Annotated in this window: 15 protein-coding genes and 1 pseudogene; 8 read left to right on the top strand and 8 right to left on the bottom strand. The window is 51.8% G+C overall.

The window, feature by feature from the left end:
- Nucleotides 1–806: glucosaminidase domain-containing protein (locus IQ268_RS22370; RefSeq protein ID WP_193883879.1), on the top strand; the 806-nt coding region annotated here is incomplete at its 5' end.
- Between the two features lie 337 nt (nucleotides 807–1,143).
- On the opposite strand, the gene IQ268_RS22365 is transcribed toward IQ268_RS22370, so the two are convergent.
- The 3 genes from IQ268_RS22365 to murC all read right to left on the bottom strand — a co-directional run bounded on the left by IQ268_RS22365 (nucleotide 1,144) and on the right by murC (nucleotide 4,461).
- A complete protein-coding gene (locus IQ268_RS22365) occupies nucleotides 1,144–1,494 on the bottom strand; it encodes a YbaB/EbfC family nucleoid-associated protein (RefSeq protein ID WP_193883877.1) in 351 nt (116 codons plus the stop codon).
- 266 nt (nucleotides 1,495–1,760) lie between these two features.
- Complete coding sequence (gene murB / locus IQ268_RS22360; protein ID WP_193883875.1) at nucleotides 1,761–2,813, bottom strand: UDP-N-acetylmuramate dehydrogenase; 1,053 nt, start codon at nucleotides 2,811–2,813, stop codon at nucleotides 1,761–1,763.
- Between the two features lie 112 nt (nucleotides 2,814–2,925).
- Nucleotides 2,926–4,461, bottom strand: coding sequence for a UDP-N-acetylmuramate--L-alanine ligase (murC, locus tag IQ268_RS22355; protein ID WP_193883873.1), 1,536 nt, complete (start codon nucleotides 4,459–4,461; stop codon nucleotides 2,926–2,928).
- 191 nt (nucleotides 4,462–4,652) lie between these two features.
- Between murC and nadD the strand changes: the two genes are divergently transcribed.
- The 4 genes from nadD (at nucleotide 4,653) to rfaE1 (ending at nucleotide 8,440) form a co-directional block, all read left to right on the top strand.
- Entirely contained in the window at nucleotides 4,653–5,327 is a 675-nt protein-coding gene (gene nadD, locus IQ268_RS22350) for a nicotinate (nicotinamide) nucleotide adenylyltransferase (protein ID WP_193883871.1), read from the top strand.
- 106 nt (nucleotides 5,328–5,433) lie between these two features.
- A complete protein-coding gene (locus tag IQ268_RS22345; protein WP_193883870.1) occupies nucleotides 5,434–6,159 on the top strand; it encodes a precorrin-2 C(20)-methyltransferase in 726 nt (241 codons plus the stop codon).
- Between the two features lie 76 nt (nucleotides 6,160–6,235).
- On the top strand, nucleotides 6,236–7,330 hold the full coding sequence (locus tag IQ268_RS22340) for an energy transducer TonB (RefSeq protein ID WP_193883869.1): 1,095 nt from the start codon (nucleotides 6,236–6,238) through the stop codon (nucleotides 7,328–7,330).
- Nucleotides 7,331–7,411: 81 nt separating this feature from the next.
- Nucleotides 7,412–8,440, top strand: coding sequence for a D-glycero-beta-D-manno-heptose-7-phosphate kinase (rfaE1, locus tag IQ268_RS22335; RefSeq protein WP_193883868.1), 1,029 nt, complete (start codon nucleotides 7,412–7,414; stop codon nucleotides 8,438–8,440).
- A gap of 49 nt (nucleotides 8,441–8,489) precedes the next feature.
- Here rfaE1 and IQ268_RS22330 read toward each other — a convergent pair.
- A pseudogene (locus IQ268_RS22330) lies at nucleotides 8,490–8,999 on the bottom strand (DUF456 domain-containing protein); the annotation flags it as partial.
- Between the two features lie 61 nt (nucleotides 9,000–9,060).
- Nucleotides 9,061–9,729, bottom strand: a complete 669-nt coding sequence (locus tag IQ268_RS22325) for a cofactor assembly of complex C subunit B (RefSeq protein WP_193883866.1) — start codon at nucleotides 9,727–9,729, stop codon at nucleotides 9,061–9,063.
- A gap of 176 nt (nucleotides 9,730–9,905) precedes the next feature.
- On the opposite strand from IQ268_RS22325, the gene IQ268_RS22320 reads away from it, so the two are divergent.
- Nucleotides 9,906–11,261 carry a D-alanyl-D-alanine carboxypeptidase gene (locus IQ268_RS22320; protein ID WP_228035632.1) on the top strand — a complete coding sequence of 452 codons (1,356 nt, stop codon included), beginning with the start codon at nucleotides 9,906–9,908 and terminating at the stop codon, nucleotides 11,259–11,261.
- A 48-nt stretch (nucleotides 11,262–11,309) separates the two neighbouring features.
- Here IQ268_RS22320 and lptC read toward each other — a convergent pair whose 3' ends face one another.
- The 3 genes from lptC to metG all read right to left on the bottom strand — a co-directional run bounded on the left by lptC (nucleotide 11,310) and on the right by metG (nucleotide 14,988).
- Nucleotides 11,310–12,461 (bottom strand): LPS export ABC transporter periplasmic protein LptC, encoded by a 1,152-nt coding sequence (gene lptC, locus IQ268_RS22315; RefSeq protein ID WP_193883865.1) that lies wholly within the window; start codon nucleotides 12,459–12,461, stop codon nucleotides 11,310–11,312.
- Between the two features lie 236 nt (nucleotides 12,462–12,697).
- Nucleotides 12,698–13,306 (bottom strand): NYN domain-containing protein, encoded by a 609-nt coding sequence (locus tag IQ268_RS22310; RefSeq protein WP_193883864.1) that lies wholly within the window; start codon nucleotides 13,304–13,306, stop codon nucleotides 12,698–12,700.
- A gap of 86 nt (nucleotides 13,307–13,392) precedes the next feature.
- Nucleotides 13,393–14,988 (bottom strand): methionine--tRNA ligase, encoded by a 1,596-nt coding sequence (gene metG, locus IQ268_RS22305; RefSeq protein WP_193883862.1) that lies wholly within the window; start codon nucleotides 14,986–14,988, stop codon nucleotides 13,393–13,395.
- A 768-nt stretch (nucleotides 14,989–15,756) separates the two neighbouring features.
- Here metG and IQ268_RS22300 point away from each other — a divergent pair.
- Both IQ268_RS22300 and IQ268_RS22295 read left to right on the top strand, forming a co-directional pair.
- The gene (locus tag IQ268_RS22300) at nucleotides 15,757–16,467 is read left to right on the top strand and encodes a 1-acyl-sn-glycerol-3-phosphate acyltransferase (RefSeq protein WP_193883860.1); all 711 of its coding nucleotides are present in this window, start codon (nucleotides 15,757–15,759) and stop codon (nucleotides 16,465–16,467) included.
- 17 nt (nucleotides 16,468–16,484) lie between these two features.
- On the top strand, nucleotides 16,485–17,303 hold the full coding sequence (locus IQ268_RS22295) for an alpha/beta fold hydrolase (RefSeq protein WP_193883858.1): 819 nt from the start codon (nucleotides 16,485–16,487) through the stop codon (nucleotides 17,301–17,303).
- Nucleotides 17,304–17,347 lie beyond the last annotated feature (44 nt).

The following is a 17,347-nucleotide window of genomic DNA, read 5'->3' as shown; positions in this document are numbered from 1 at the left end:
CCCCTACCCCCACTCCGGCTCCGGCTCCCACCCCGGCACCTATCACCTATCCGTCTATTGATATCAACCTCAACGGCGGAATTTACGACGAGCAAGGCATTATCGTCAACGGTAATGCCTTTATTCCCATCGATTTGGTCGATCGCTTAGGCATCGATCTGGCTACCGTGCCTGAGGTGCGTCGATTCACCTACCGCAACGTTGTTTACATCAAAGCGGTCGATTTGCGAGAGTTCAATATTGCAGTTAGTTGGGATGCCGCTACCCGTACGGTAATTCTGCGGTCTAGAGTTGGGTTTTGCCCCGGCGATATCGATCGCATCATGGGTCGAGGCAATGCATCCGAAGTCCAGCTCACTATCTTCTTGAAGAGCAACAATGAGGTGGCGCTGACTCGTTTTCCAGAAATTCCAAAGCTGTATCGGGAAGAAGCCGAACTAGAAGGGGTCAACTACGACATTGCCTTCTGTCAAATGTGTGTTGAAACGGGCTTCCTGCGGTTCGGTGGAGACATGCGCCCCGAACAAAACAACTTTGGCGGTATTGGTGCAGTTGGAGGCAGTTCAGAAGGAGCCTCGTTTGTTAGCGCTCGAATTGGCGTTAGAGCGCATGTGCAGCACCTCAAGGCATACGCCAGCACCGAGCCTCTCAGACAAGACGTGGTTGATCCTCGCTTTCGGTTTGTCACACGAGGCGTTGCGCCGCTGGTCAGTCAACTGACTGGTCGCTGGACTGCCGATCCGCAGTACGGCGTTAAAATCCTGGCAACGGTGAGACGCTTATACGAGTCTGCCGGATTGTTCTAGAACCGTTCCCCCAGCCAAAATCAGGGTTCTTCAGTTGAAAAACCCTGATGTACCCGTCTGTTTAGTGGCATTTTTCGATCCTGAGAGCGCCAAACTCAGCTTGAGGCCACCCAAAACCTTGCAGCCAGCTTTCTCACCGGAGCTTACAAGTCGGAGCCGATCAAGTAGTGAGAACGGAGACCTTCTCCGCCAGACGCGCACATGCCCAGCTTCGGATGGACTGACCAAAGGCTTAAAAGGCAGACTTCGCTATGAGCCAGTCGGTTAGTTGACTGGCAAATGGGATCAACGAACCCAAAATTTGTCAACCGCAAGCCAGACACTCACCCACCAGGACTTACATACCAGGAATATTCAAGCCGCTCGTTAGCTCTTCCATGCGGGCACGCATGGTGGCAGTGGAATTATTGTAAGCATCCTTCATCGCTGCTGTCACGAGGTCAGACAGGACTTCTGCCCCTTCACCCATTGCATCTGGTGAAATGGTGACCTGACGAGGTTCTTGGTTGCCGCTCAGCACAACTTTGACTAAGCCGCCGCCAGATTCGCCTTCAATCTGCATTTCCTCCAGCTCTTCTTGCAGCCGTTTAGCACCTTCCTGTACTTGTTGGGCTTTCTTAAATGCTTCGGTCAACTCTTTCATTTTGCCGAGGCCGAAACCAAAACCCTGCCCTGGTCCTTTTGACATAACTGCCTACTGAATTGGATTAAACGTCAACTTAATTTAGAGTTCCCGCTACTGAGGTTGAGTAACTTCGACCTGTCGTTTGGGAATGTTTAAGCGTTTCCTAGTGTAACAACAACTTGCTGCCGCATTGATATTGGCCTGACAAATGGTTGCCGTTCACTTAAAAGCAAGTGGTTAGGAGACGTTGCGAATTTGCTCCTTCACCTTAGCACTGATCCTCACGGATGACGTATTGCTGGCTCAAACCCCAGCGGAATATATAGTAGTTAGATCGCTAGCTGAAAATCTCCCAGCATCTTGACTTCGGGTTCCAGCGTCAGTGCCCAATTTTGTTCAACTTTCTGTTGAACAAACCGAATTAGTTGAAAAATGTCGCTCGCAGTAGCGCCACCGCAATTCAGAATGAAGTTGGCATGACGCTGCGCCACCTGGGCACCGCCAATTTGGTATCCCTTTAAGCCGCTCTGCTCAATTAACCATCCAGCAGAATGAGGGCTTGGGTTGCGAAACACGCTGCCGCAACTAGGCAAATGATACGGCTGGGTAACGCGCCGTTGAGTCATGTGGGCGGTGGTATCGGCAACCACTTGTTTAGGGTTGGCTCCGGGCTGAAGCTGGAATGTGGCTTGCGTAACCAGGCGAATCGCCAGCGGTGAATTGCTGCCGGATGTAACCTGTAGATTGGAACTGCGGTAGCGGTAGTCTAGCGTTTCGGGCGTTAAAATTTCGACCTTTCCGTCCACCGAGAACACATGAGCATTGACCAGAATGTCGGCTATACAGCTTTGGTGTGCGCCCGCATTCATGACAACGGCACCGCCCACCGTGCCGGGAATCCCAACGGCCCACTCTAACCCTTGCCAGCCCCGTTCTGCGGCTTGCCATGCCAAGCGAGCGATCGGCTCTCCTGCTCCAGCGGTAATTTGCCCCGTCTCTTCGTCAAACTGGGTATGACGCAAGTAGCGAGTGCCAATGACCAATCCCGGCAGACCGCGATCGCTCACTAACAGGTTGGTTCCTGCACCTAACAGCATTACAGGGGAACCGTGGTCTTCTGCCCATTCACAGCTAGCTTGCAGGTCTTCAAACCGCCGAGGAGCAACATACAGCTCGGCAGGCCCGCCCACCTTAAAGGATGTGAGAGACGATAAGGGCACTTGGGGCTTAATCAAACAGTCCGTACCAGGAACGCGAATCGCTTTCACTTGACGACCGAGAGGTAGCGATAAAGGACGTTTTGACTCTGTGGCTGAAAGTTTAGCAGAGCTTGTGACTGGAGCAGGATCATGAATGCTTTTGGAGTCGTAGGAGAGAGTCATGATGATATTCAGTTCAGAAAATCTTTAGATTTGGCATGGATACATTGAGGAGTGATGCGAGGAACCGAAATGCCGCACCGTGGGTCAATGAAGACTGGGTTAAGCAGTTAGGTCAATAATGTCTTGTTTCAGGCTCATCCTGATCTAGCTGCTGATAGAAACCAAGCAGTTCTGGGATGATTCCGTTGAGATTCCCTGCCCCCAGAAATAGCGCAATGTCACCCGGTTGTAGAATGTCCTGGAGGTAGGCAGTAACGTCTGGTAACGTTGGTTGATAGACCACCTGGGGATGATAAGCAGCGATCGCATCGGCCACCTGTTGACCGCTAACGGCACCTATGGGAGATTCACCTGCACTATACACATCCGTTGTGATTACCAGATCAGCATGCCCGAACGATTGAGCAAAATCGTCGAGGAATGTCATGATTCGGCTGTAGCGGTGGGGTTGAAATATAGCAACTACCCGTCTTCGCGTGGCCGCCCCTGCCTGTAAGCGAGCTGCCGATAGCGTCGCCTGAACTTCGCTAGGATGATGAGCATAGTCATCAACAAACAAAATTTGGTGAGGCTCACCTCGTCGCTCAAAGCGCCGACGTGCTCCCTCGAACGTAGCGATGATCGGAGCCATACAATCGAACTCTAATCCGAGTAGTCGCCCAACAGCGATCGCTGCTAGCGCATTACTAAGATTATGTTGACCTAACAATTTCAACTGTAGCTGGCCTAACGGCTTGCCATGTTCTATCACTGTGGCAGTTGTTCCACTGTGCCCATAGACCACATGGTCTACCGTGTAGTCTGCATCCTGGTTGCGCTGTAGGCTATAGGTAATGGTAGGGTTTAGAGCTTGCCGCACGGTTTCATCGTCGATGCAGCCGATCAATGTCTGGCAGTTTTGAGCGAAGACTTTGAACGTCTCAATGACTTGATCCAGCGTGGCGTAATGATCGGGGTGATCTAGCTCCATATTGGTGACAATACCAATACGAGCGGCTAGCTTCACCAGAGAACCATCTGACTCATCTGCTTCTGCAACGAGATAGGGGCTATTTCCAACGCGAGCATTTCCACCCCACGCATTCACTTCTCCACCCACAACAATGGTTGGATCTAACCCTGCCTGCATCAGTAGATAACCGATCAGACTACTGGTCGTCGTTTTGCCGTGGGTTCCTGCAACAGCAATACTTTGATATTCCTGAATTAGAGCCGCTAGCACATCTGAACGGTGAAAAATCGGACAGCCCAACTGTAAAGCGGCAAGATACTCTGAATTGCTGGAATTAATGGCTGTCGAACAAATGACCTGAGGAAGCAACTCAGGTTCTAGCGTTTCCAAGACCTGCCCCTGTTGCCGCACATAAGGCTCCATCAGTAGGGCAGAATGCCCATTGACCTCGGATGAGACACTGTTGGGAGATGTGCCTGACTCAGCCTGGAAAAACTGTAGGTTTGACGCCTCTTGCTGCCAAAAGATGTGAGCGCCTTCCTCTTGTAAACGCTGTGTGATGTGGCTAAGACGCAGATCTGAGCCAGAGACTGGCAACTTGCGTTTCGCCAACACATAGGCGAGAGCCGACATTCCAATTCCACCGATACCAATGAAATGGAATGGTCTCCCGCTGAAATCGACGGAATTCAGCATCCTAACTCCTCAAACACCACACCGGACAATTAACACGCGATATCATAGCAAGAATTGCTCTGTCGCGATATAACTCATGGTAGGATTTGCCCTACTGGGCGTAGCTGGCACAGGTCAAGTTGTGTCTTAAGACTGATTTCGCCTGTGGTTGAGCCACTACACCAAGCGTTCCAGAACGACGATTGTCGTTTATGCAACATTTAGCGATTTTAGGCGGTACCTTTAACCCGGTTCACTGGGGCCATCTGCTGTTGGCAGAAACGGCATTGAGCCAGCTAGCGCTTGATAAGATACTCTGGGTGCCAACCCATTGCCCTCCGTATAAATCCCAGATTGAGCTATTAAGCTTTGAGCAACGGTCGGTGATGGTTGAGCAGGCGATCGCCTCCCATCCAGCCTTTGCGCTATCGACCGTTGAGCAACGGCGATCGGGGTCATCCTATGCGATCGATACCCTGAACGACTTGCAACAATGCCATCCAGCCAGCCAGTGGTACTGGATTGTGGGCTTAGATGCGTTTCAATCATTGCCCCGTTGGTATCACCGTCGAGAGCTGGCCTCTCACTGTCAGTGGTTGATTGCGCCTCGCGTTGCTCCATTGCCCCGCACGGCTGATGCTCAGCATCAGTTGACTATTGACCTTCAGCAACGGTGCGAACAGGTGGTGCAAGCGCTGGCACAGCAAGCGATTCCCGTACAGTGGCAGATCCTTCAAATGCCTCTGGTCGAAATTTCCTCTAGCCTGGTGCGGCAGTATTGTCGCGATCGCCGTTCTATTCGCTATTTGGTTCCCGATGTCGTGCGCGAATACATTTTGGCGCATCAGCTTTATCAAACTCAGGAACACAGCCAGATCAACCCTTGAGGCGTTGACGGGTATTGAACGACGCTGGAATACATGCGGGTTGAGTCCACTCTTTTTTCTTTTCTATTTATAAGGAGAATAGTTGTGGCTGCGTAGGATAAGGTATATGCACATTCATGCTCTCGGTACGTTACGCGGAATTGGCCTGGGGCCCGGCGATCCAGAATTGATGACAATCAAGGGGTTGCGTTTACTCCAGGAAGCGCCTGTCGTGGCGTTCCCGGCTGGACTTCAAGGTAAACCCGGTATGGCTCAACGGGCGATCGATCCCTGGCTGCGACCGCACCAGATTGAGCTACCGCTGGTGTTTCCCTATGTTCTGGATGACGCTCAACTGAAGCAGGCGTGGGAGGTTGCCGCGATTCAGGTGTGGCAATTTCTGCACCGTGGCCAGGATGTGGTGTTTGTTTCTGAAGGCGATATCGGGTTTTACAGTACTTTTACATATCTCGCTCAAACTTTACAGCATCTTCATCCTGAAGCTGAGGTTGAGGCGATTCCTGGCGTGTCCTCGCCAATGGCGGCAGCGGCTATGTTGGGAATGCCGTTAACGGTGCGATCGCAACGGCTGATGGTGTTACCAGCGCTATACACCGTTGCAGATTTGGAAACTGCGATCGCCACCGTTGATGTCATCGTTTTAATGAAGGTTAGTTCTGTGTACCAACAGGTCTGGACTGTATTAAAACAGCACGGTTTATTGCCACACAGCTATGTTGTAGAACGAGCGACATTGCCGAATCAGGTGATTTATGCCGATTTGAGCGATCGCCCCAGCCTGATCTTGCCTTATTTTTCTATACTGATTGTTCAGGTCAATCCAGGGAAATAGAGTGTAGGGTGTAGGGTGTGAGGTTTTTGGACACAGTCGTCCGTAGAGCGTCAACGGTCTTGGTTGAGATAGGGCTATGGTTAAAGCATCCAATATCAAATCTGTGCCACTTGCGCTGCGCCAAAAGTTGAGAGAGCCATCGGCCTGGTCAGTGCTGCTCTCCTTTGGTCTGCATGGAATCTTTTTAATTCTGCTGCCTATTTTGCCCTTTGCTGCCCGTGAAGCCTCTGAACCCGAAATTCGGCAACCGGTTGCCCTGCTAGAACTGACACCCGAAGAACAAAGCCGCTTGCCCGATTTTTCAACGGCATCGCCGCCCCAATTGCCATCGGTTCAACCCAATGACCCGTTTTCGTTTTCGCCGTTTCCGTCTCCGGCTCCGCTGGCTCCCCCTCAAGGACTGCCACCCCTGAATTTTCCACCCGCTCCGCCGCTGCTGCTTTACCCATTTCCCAGTCCACCGCAGGCGGTGACGCCATCCCCTCGCCCGACCCCGTCTGTCGCGCCGTCACCGCCTCCGGCAACGCCAGGGCAATCTCCCAGTCCACGACCTGATGCATCGCCAACACCATCTCCCGAACGAATTGGCAGCGTTACCGATATTGCACCTCCCGTAGATGCTAATCCGAACGCACCTTCTGATGTGCCAAACGCGGAATCTACTTTGCCAGAAACAGATACGCCTGCGTCTACCCCATCGCCAACGCCCGACCAACGCCAAGCGCTGCTCCAGGAGCAGCAGCAGTTGAGAGCGCTCTATAGTTTTAATGATGAGGGAACGGATACGGCTGCGACCCCAGTGCGTGAAAAAATCACCGGTTGGTATCAAGAAGCGGCTCAATGGATTGGCGACGAGCAGACTCTAGATACTCAACCCATTGAGGCGATCGCTGGGTCATATCCTGTGCCCGCCTGTTTGCGCCGCCTATCGGCAACGGCATTAGTGGGTGTAATGGTCAATGCAGACGGAGAGGTGGTTGATGAGCCTGAGCCGACGGTTTTAGTCAGTTCTGGATATGGCATTTTCAACCAGCTTGCATTGGAAACCCTGAGCGACTACAAGTTTGAAGCAACTGGCAATAGAGCCGCCTATCTGGTTCCAGTTCAGTTCGAGCCTACGGCTGAAATTTGCCCACCTGGAACGGCTCGTGCCCCGGCTCAAAACAGCTAGCCATCACAATTCATAACGGTAAAGGGATGATAATTGCTAGACCTCGGTATCATCTCCTTGTTCATTCATTTCTGAACGCATATGACCCTGGATGCGGACTTCGCAGCTCATCTAAGAGCGATTGCTGGCCGACTCAATGAGTTGCTCGATCGCTTCAACCAAGCCAGCATATTAGTAGTAGGCGATTTGACCCTGGATGAGTTTTTGACCGGGCAAGTGGAGCGGTTATCGCGAGAAGCGCCCGTCCTGATTTTGCGGCATGAGGAAACGCGCCAAATTCCAGGTGGAGGCGCAAACGCGGTGTATAACCTTGCCAAACTGGGGGCAACCGTTAAAGCAGTCGGGTTGGTGGGTAAAGATGAGCAGGGGCAGGCGCTTAGAACTATTTTTGCCGCTGCCCAGATTGATACCCAGGGGGTGTTGGTCGATTCGCTACGGCCCACAGTAACCAAAACCCGGATTTCTGGCCATGCTCGTCAGTCTGTGACGCAGCAGATCGTCCGAGTCGATCGCAAGTCAGACGAGTTACCCGACACCGACTTGCAACTGCAACTGGCACAGTACATCCGTCAGCAGGTGGCTACCGTTGATGCGGTGGTCTGCTCCGATTATGGAGACGGTGTGTTAACCCCACCGGTGATTGAAGCGTCTCTTGCCCATTCCCGTAGTGTGGTGGATGCCCAGAGCGATTTGTCGCGCTATGTGGGTGCCATGCTGTTTACCCCTAACCTGCCCGAAGCAGAAAAAGCGGTAGGCTATGCGATCGCCACCCCACAGGATCTCAAACGCGCCGGACAAGACTTGCTTACCCTGACGCAAGCTCAACATATCCTCATTACACGCGGCGAAGAAGGAATGACGTTATTTGACCGCAGCGGCAACCAGGCAACGGTTCCAGCCTTTAACCGCACTGATGTCTTTGATGTGACTGGAGCCGGGGATACGGTGGTAGCGGCCCTGACCCTGGGGCTAACGGCGGGTGCTTCCGTGTGGGAGGCTGCAATCTTGGGCAACCTGGCTGCTAGTATTGTGGTGCGTCAGTTTGGGACGGCAACCACATCGATTGAAGAGATGAAGCTGGCGCTACAAGCTCTGCTGGAGGAGAGTTGAGCGGCTCCGGCGGTAGACTCTGCGGTATCGGCGCAACGGTTGCATCCCCACCATAGAGCGTTGGCAGCGTGGCAAACAAGAACACAACCACAGCGGCGATCGCCAACAGCCCTTGAATCAGGTTCCCGATCAATGATCCCACCACAATCCCGATTCCGGCCTTGACCGCCAGTTGCAGATCCTTGCGATACAGAAACTCGCCCACAATGGCACCCAGTAATGGCCCAATCAGTAGCCCCAGAATGGGGCCGCCGATGGGCAGGGCTGGCAAAAGACCGAAGAACCCAAGCAGCAAGCCGATAATAGCTCCAATTTGCCCCCAGCGGCTGGCACCGGCTTGCTTGGCTCCCCAGTAAGCCGCCAGAAAATCGACCCCGATGCTAAGCAGCAAGACTAGAATCGCCACTGTTAACGGCAGTCCCAAGCTGCCAAAACCGTAAAGAATACCCCAAACGACGATCGCCGTCACAATCAGGCTGGCTCCCGGAATGCCCGGAACGACCGCACCAACAATGCCAACGACCATCAGGGCAACGAGTAGCCAATATAAAAGTGTCATGTTCTCAACTCGTTCGAGTGCTAACCCACATCTTTACCCTAGATGTATCAAGCTTCGTCACTCAAGAAACAGGTGGTTGGGTCAGTTCTCGATACTGGCTCAAGGTGTTGTCTAATTTGTCTGCCAGTCCGGCAATCCAGGTTTCGTCTTGTTTGGTATAGCTACGAGGAGCATTCGCCCCTAAGACCAGTACACCTTGATTGCCAATGGGTTGGCAGATAACACCCTGCGTATTTTCGGGCAGGTAGTCAAACTCGACCCGACCGGGATATAGCTTTAGACTGACCAGATAAACAGGCCGCTGTGTCGCCAATACGCGCTGCACGATGGTTCCCGGTGTAACGCTGGGGTTAGCGCCCAAAATACCTCGTCGCAATAGCACCCGCCCTTGATACCAAACAACGAGCGATCGCGTTACAGTATTGGTCAGCAGCAGATGAGACGACCAGGCCAATTCAGTCTTAACTGATTCTGGTAGGTCGGGCATTAGCTCAAACCCCTCTTCGCCTGTCAATTCTACGGTGTCGGGCGATCGCGGCTGCACCTGTTGCCACAGCAAGCCAGTCAAAATTAATACGGCACTGACCATCACTCCCAAGGCATCCGAACGAGCCTGAGCATTGGTCAACTCTGGCGTTAGAAACCGATTCACCATCAGCAAGGAACCGGCCAAGGCACCCACAATGATGGGCAACCGTCGTAACACTTGATTTGGATCAGATTGAGCCATGTGATGAAAAAGTTATCCTTAGCCGCAAAATTTCTACTATTCTCAGACGCTACGTTCTATTATTCTCAGGAGTTACGCTATTGCCGCCGGGGTTGAACCGTCTGGGATAAATGCATCGGAGCAACGATAACTACAGAACGTTCCAACGGTGTGAACCCTTATTCTATTTGAGCATTTTGAAGCGCTTCGGAGGACAACGCGACGTGCTACCGCTATTGATTTTTAGTTTTTTGGCACAGTGGCTTCCCTATCCACAGTTGCAGGTGTTGCATTCAACAGAGTTAGCGGCGTGGTCTGCCGACTCGTCCTGGATTCAGGAACTCGGTCAACCCCAGGCGGCTCCCGATCCGGAGGCGATCGCAGTCATGCAGCAACATCTGGCAGCACTCAACAGCCTCGGCTTACCCCAAACCAATAACGGCATTTGGATTCAATCCGGCAATCTGATTCTGGCTGAAAATCAAGGTACTACCCCCTTACCCGCCGCATCGTTGACCAAGATTGCCACAACCCTGGCGGCTCTCTCAACCTGGGGTCCCGATCGCGATTTTGAAACGCTGGTTAGCACCACTGGCTCGATTGAATCTGGGGTATTACAGGGAGATTTAGTTATTCAGAGCAGTGCTGACCCGTTTTTTGTCTGGGAAGAGGCGATCGCCCTGGGTAACGCTCTCAACCAGGCGGGAATTAACCAGGTTAACGGCAATTTGGTAATTGTGGGCAACTTTGTGATGAACTTTCAGACAGAGCCTGCGATCGCCGGAGAGTTATTGAAACAGAGCCTGAATTCAGAACAGTGGTCGCCCGAAATTCAAACCCAATACCTGACGCTACCCAACGGCACGGCCAGTCCGCGAGTTGTCATTACTGGTTCTGTGCAAACTGTGCCGACGGTAGAGGCGATCGGGAAACCCACAACGCTGCTTGTTCGCCACACATCGCTGCAAATGGCTGAAATTCTCAAAGCGATGAATATCTACAGCAACAACGTGATGGCCGAAATGATTGCTCAAGATATCGGCGGTGCCAAGGAAGTATCTCTTCGGGCAGCGAAAGCGGCCAATGTTCCAGTCGATGAAATTCGCTTAATCAATGGCTCTGGATTAGGGGAAGAGAACCAAATTTCGCCACGAGCGGTGTGTGCCATGCTGGTGAAGATTCAGCGCTATCTGGAGCCGCTGGATATGAATGTGGCCGATATTTTTCCGGTGATGGGGCGCGATCGCGGTACCCTGTCCCGCCGTCAGCTACCGCTAGGAGCGGCTGTAAAAACCGGAACGCTGAATGCAGTTAGCTCTCTGGCGGGTGTGGTGCCAACGCGCGATCGCGATCTGGTCTGGTTCACGATCATTAACCTGGGCAATGCCGATCTGGATGCACTGCACGATCAGCAAGATGTCCTGCTGCAACGCCTAAAGCAACAGTGGGGCGATCCCAACCCCATTCCACCCGCGCTAACACCAAGTGCCCGTGCTGGGCGCGAAGCCAATCGCCTGGGTGCCCCCAGCCGCAACGAAATTGTGAAAAACTAGCGAGGAGGTGCCGTTAGTTGATGCTGTCGGCAGGATGTGAGCGAGGCACTAATTGGCACGCTCCGGCGCTAGCTGATTGAGATCGGCCTGGTCAGGAATGATTTCAGTGACGACTCGGCCTCCGCTCACCACAATGGTTTGATTTTGTAATCGGCCTACGGCTCGTGGCCCTCGGGATGTCAGTGGCGGATCGGCCTGTTGATACACAACATTGCCTTCCGCGTTGACTTGTTCGGTCGAAACGTTCCAGGTCAGGCTGTCGGCACTGAGCTGCGAGCGATTGCGTTGGGCTACGGCTCGCACGTTAGCCGTTAAATAGGCGATCCGGCGCTCCAGATCCATACGACCCCGATCGGCGGTCGCTGTCACCTGCTGCTGTCGCTGCACGATGGTCACAGGTTGCTCGGACGTAACCGTTTCATTCGCTAAATTCCAAACCAGCAGGTTGCTGTTGACCTGAAGCGGTGGATCAACCGTCACGAGTTGGGCGTTTTGTCGAAGCTGAACGATTTTGGTCTCCAAATCAACATCGGCCTGGTTGCCATTGGCGCGATCGGTCACCTGTTGACCATTGAGACGCTCTACTTGAATGGGGCGATCGCTGTTAACCTTTTCGTCATCAATGCGCCACACCATTTTCTCTGCATTCAGGCGTAAGTTAGGGTCCTGGGTTGTAGCCACAACCTGCCCTTCCAGCTCCATATAGCGCTCTCGGTTATAGACCCGTGCTTCTCGTGCTGTTGCTCGAAACTGAGGATGAGTACCTCTTAAGTTATTGCGAACGACCAAAACATTGTCTTCCGGTGTCCATACCAGTTCATCGCCTCGTAAGATGGCACCGCTTTTGACATCCGTGGCGACAATCTGCCCTTTTAGCAGAATGCGCTCCCCGTCTTGCCGCACTTCTCCTCGCTGCGCTTTCACCCGAAACGCGAGTTCGCCATCCTGGTACAGTTCTCCGTCCGGGTTGGTTACCTGAGCAATCTTCTGGTCGGAACTGTAGGTGGCCTGCTCGGCTTCCACCTGCCAGAGCCGTTTTCCTTGCTCGTCGGCTTGTTCCAACGTGATATTGTTAAACGTCAAATTGCTATTCAGGTCTTGAGCCGCAGAGCTATCTTCTGCAAGGCGTTCTGCTCCTCGGCTGCCGCTGCGACAGCCTCCTATTCCCGCTAAAGCTATGGTTAGTGTGAGTAAACACACTCCAGACCTAAACCAACTGCTTGTCTTCAAGTTGAGCAGAGTCAGCATGGATACTCTTCATACTCCTGAACGTTCTGACTGTGGTTTGGCACGAGTCGTGACAATAAAAAGTACGTCTAACTTCCAGGTTAGACGTACAAGACCTCAAATTAGATCCACGGTGTTTGATAATTGTGGTTCGATCCTCTGCATCCGGTGATTTGCCGTCGGGTTGATCCCAGTCACCGTTTTACGGGTTATGCATCGGGCTGTTCTTCTACCAGGCCGATCCCAGACAAAGGACGATAGGTATAGCTCTGACGGGGCGTTTTTTGAATGTCTTCTTTAATGTTATCGAGGTCAATGTAGCGATCGGCCACGTTAATGAGACTATCGCTGGTCATCGATCGCAGACTCACCACCTCAACCCGAACCCCCCGATAGCTCACCGCATCCACGGCGTAGGCCAGGTCGCCATCACCGCTCACCAGAATGGCGGTGTCGTAGGAACCCACCAGTGCCATCATATCAACCGCGATTTCTACATCTAAGTTTGCTTTTTTTGACCCATCGGGCAATTGCACTAAATCTTTTGAAATGACACGATAGCCGTTGCGACGCATCCACAGCAAAAAGCCCTGCTGTTTTTCGTTGGTTCGATCCACCCCGGTGTAGAAGAACGATCGCAGCAGGCGCGAGCCTGCGGTCAGCCGACACAGCAGCTTCGTGTAATCAATTTCAATACCAAGCTGTAGAGCCGCATAGAACAAATTAGAGCCGTCGATAAAAATCGCGACTCTGCCCCTATTTTCTAAAACTTGTTCTGGCGTAAACGCAGAATCCCCTTCTAAGTGGTGATTAAACATGGAATGCTATACCTCAGTTTTTTATCAAAGGGTGTTAATTCGTGAAGACTTAACTGAAACGATGTAGAGCTAATGTTAATGATGGCTCATTCGGCTGGGGGATCGAGGCGGCGGAAAATGGGTTCAGGGTCACCCAGAGCCTGACCGGAGGGCAAAATGCCCCAACGGGCGTGATCGTCAAATGCGATCGCTGCACCGATCTCCTTTTGGTTGAAATCAACCGAGAAGCCCAATTGCCGATAAACGGCATTGCTAATGTTAGGAATGATAGGAGACAAGAGATAGGCGGCCAGGCGCACTGTTTCAAGCACGGTATACAATACCTGCTCTACCGTTGCTTGTTGGCCTTGCTTATAAAGAGTCCAGGGTGCTTGCTCATCAATATATTTATTGCTGGCACGCACCAATGCGAAAATTGCTTCGCAAGCATGGCTAAAGGCTAACGCCTCGTAGGCTTGGGTTACCTCTTTAGCCAGGATCAACCCTTTGGACTTCAGCAAGTCGCTATCTACAATGTCGTTGCCTGCGACAGACGGAACGTTGCGATCGCAATACTTCTGCACCATCTTCAGCGTGCGGTTGAGCAAATTTCCCAAATCGTTGGCTAAATCTGCGTTCAGCGTATTGACAAAGCGCAGTTCGCTGAAGTCTCCGTCGCGCCCAAACTCAATCTCCTTAAGAAAGTAGTAGCGAACAGCGTCTGACCCATAACGGCTAATCAATTCTACTGGATCGATCACGTTGCCAAGGCTTTTACCCATTTTCTGCCCATCTTTGGTTAAAAAGCCGTGACCAAAAACCCGACACGATACGGGTAAACCTGCCGACATCAGCATCGCTGGCCAGTAGACGGCATGAAAGCGCAGAATGTCTTTACCGATGAGATGAATGGAGATCGGCCACCAGTAGGACAGCGCCTTCTCCAGAGTTGGCTCGTCTTCTGGTTCTAGCAGCGCTGTGACATATGCCAGCAGGGCATCAAACCACACGTAGAGAGTGTGGTTGGGATCAACCGGAACGGGAAAGCCCCAATCCATATTGACCCGTGACACGGAAAAATCCTGTAAGCCTCGGTTGACGAAGCTCAATACCTCGTTGCGACGACTTTCCGGCTGAATAAACTCAGGCTGCTCCTGGTAGAGTTGCTCTAGCTGATGTTGATATTTTGATAGCCGAAAGAAGTAGTTTTGTTCGTCTCGCCATTCGGCTTCGCGGTTGGTGTGAATGCTACAACGATGCCCGTCTAACAAGTCTCGATCTTCTTTAAATTCTTCACAGGACACGCAGTACCAGCCCTGTTGCTGTCCTAAATAGATATCGCCCTGCTCCCAGACTCGCTGAAAAAACTCGTTTACAATCGCTTCGTGCCTGGTTGCGGTTGTGCGGCTGAAGCGATCGTACTGAATATTGAGCTGATCCCAGAGCGATTTGAACCCAGCCACTACCTGATCGCAATGCTCTTGAGGCGATCGCCCTAATGCTTCAGCGGTGCGCTGAATCTTTTGGCCATGTTCGTCTGTGCCCGTTATCATCAGCACGGGCTTTCCTTGCAGGCGATTAAACCGAGCAATCACATCAGCAGCGATCGTAGTGTAAGCACTACCGATATGGGGCAGATCGTTAACGTAGTAAAGAGGCGTTGTAATTGAAAATCGATCGTTGTTTATCGCACTAAAAGTCATGGAAATCTTTAAAGAGAACCCCCAAAATATCAGTCAGAATGCGGGGCTGTGGCGTACAAGTGTATTTGGCTAATCTACCATCCACCAATATAACTGTCCTATAGTTAAACAGGAAATACTATTGAGTTGACCTTCTTATAGGAGTAATAACTATTGCTATGATATGGGTCGTTTTTTCACAAAAATATTCAAAAAAGCTTAAATCAGCAACACAACGGCTTAAAACAAGCACATAACTTTATGGAGCGATGGCGCTATTTGTCTCTAACTGCTGTTCAGCCTTGCCTGATAGAACGGTTATGAATTAACGCACACCAATGACTTACGTTGTTTAGCCCTGGCGGTGCAAAAAACTCCTGAAACCAATATGAACCAAATATGAACCAAAGTTTTTTGATACGTCCGCAAGCTTAGCGGTTCAAACAGTCTCTTCGAGCGTCCCAGCACTGTTGAACAAAGCGTGTGGGGTTCAAACCGCCTCTAAAGTCGTTTAGTTTGAGTGACGCTTTTAGCCAGCTCAATCCAGGCAACCGTTAAAATCTGGATCGAGCAGCGTGATTGAGCCGCTTTATTGGCCAGCAAACTCAGTTGCTCCTGCTTGCTCTATGGTTCCTCTCTATGGTCTTGCCTGTACCTTGCCTCTGTCTTAAGAGTTCCGAGCTTCAGACTGCGGGTAGATGAAGTAGAGCAACTATTGTAAATTAATATTAAGAGCTACTCTGCCACTGTTACGGGTTTGCAGATCCTCATCGTTCCGCTCTGTTTTGCATGGTATTGAACAGCCCACTCTTTCTCTCTCGCCAGTTGCTGTCTGCATTGGGGACTCGATTATTTGTGCATCATCAGGATCGAATTCCTGAGACTGCACCGTTCCTGGTCGTCAGCAACCATCGTAGCTTCATGGACGCGCCGGTTCTGATGTCGGCGGTAGACTGCTCGATTCGATTTGCTTGCCACCACTATATGGGGCAGGTACCCCTGATGCGCGACATTGTCACACGCTTAGGCGGTTTTCCTTTAGATGCTCCTGACCAGCGGCAACAATCGTTCTTTCAACAGTCCATTCAGTTGCTTCAGGCGCGGCAGGTTGTCGGCATCTTTCCCGAAGGGGCGCGCCCAATGGTAAAACTGACGGCACCACAGGATATGGGAGATTTTCATCGGGGATTTGCTCATTTGGCGCTACGGGCACCAATTTCTAACCTGGCTGTTTTGCCAGTGGCGATCGAATCTCAATCAGAAGACATCAACTCGGCAGTGCCGCTGAAGTTGCTACGGTGGATTGATCCGTCTGAACCGCTTTTCGATCAGCCCGGTTGGCATCCTATGGTGGTTTACCATCGCGTTAACGTTTTAATTGGGCGTCCGGTGTGGATTACGCCATCCCAGCAAAAAGGCTATCAGGGTAAGCAGGCAAAACCTCTGGTGGCAGAACTGACTGCCCATTGTCAGGCGGAAATCCGCCGTCTGCTGCAATAACATTTAGATTAAGAATCATGCCAGAACCTGCTCGTCAAGCTTACTTTCTAACTCCTCGAAAACGCCAACCAGAAGCACCGCTGTTTGTTTTTCTGCCAGGAATGGATGGTACAGGTCGGCTGTTACGTACTCAAACCGAGGGCTTAGGCTCCGTTTTTGATGTACGGTGTTTGGCTATTCCACCCGACGATTTAACCGATTGGCAGGAGTTGGCGGCGCAGGTTGTTAACTTGATTGCGGCTGAACTGCAAGACAACCCCGATCGCTCTGTTTACTTGTGTGGCGAGTCATTTGGCGGCTGTTTGGCCATGATGGTGATGCTGCGATCGCCCCGGCTTTTTAGCCATCTCATTCTGGTGAATCCAGCCTCGTCTTTTAACCGTCGTCCCTGGATTTTGTGGGGCACTCAAATCAGCCGCTTCTTGCCTGAGGCCGTTTACCAAACTTCAAGTGTGGCACTGTTGCCGTTCCTAGCCTCGTTTGGGCGAATTGCCGCCGCCGATCGTCAGGCGCTTTTAGAGGCGGTTCAGTCTGTTTCGCAGGCAACTTCGGTTTGGCGGCTGTCGATGCTGCGACAGTTCAACATCAAGGACGACGAGCTGGCTCAAATCACTCAACCCGTTTTGGTCGTGGCGAGCCGCAGCGATCGCCTGCTGCCCTCGGTTGCGGAGGCCGAGCATTTAGTCAGCACCTTTCCGAACGCTCAGATGCAGATTTTGCCAAATAGTGGACACGCCTGCTTGCTGGAAGCAGGTATCAATTTGTATGAAATGATGCAAGAGGCAAAATTTCTGGAGGCAGCCTCTTTAGCTACAGAAGCTGAATCGGTTAGATAGCGATCGCGCCCTATTAATCAATCGGGTTAGTAAATGGAACGAGG

This window comes from Oculatella sp. LEGE 06141, assembly GCF_015207605.1.
GTDB lineage: Bacteria > Cyanobacteriota > Cyanobacteriia > Elainellales > Elainellaceae > Oculatella.
This window is presented reverse-complemented; position numbering and strand designations above follow the sequence as displayed.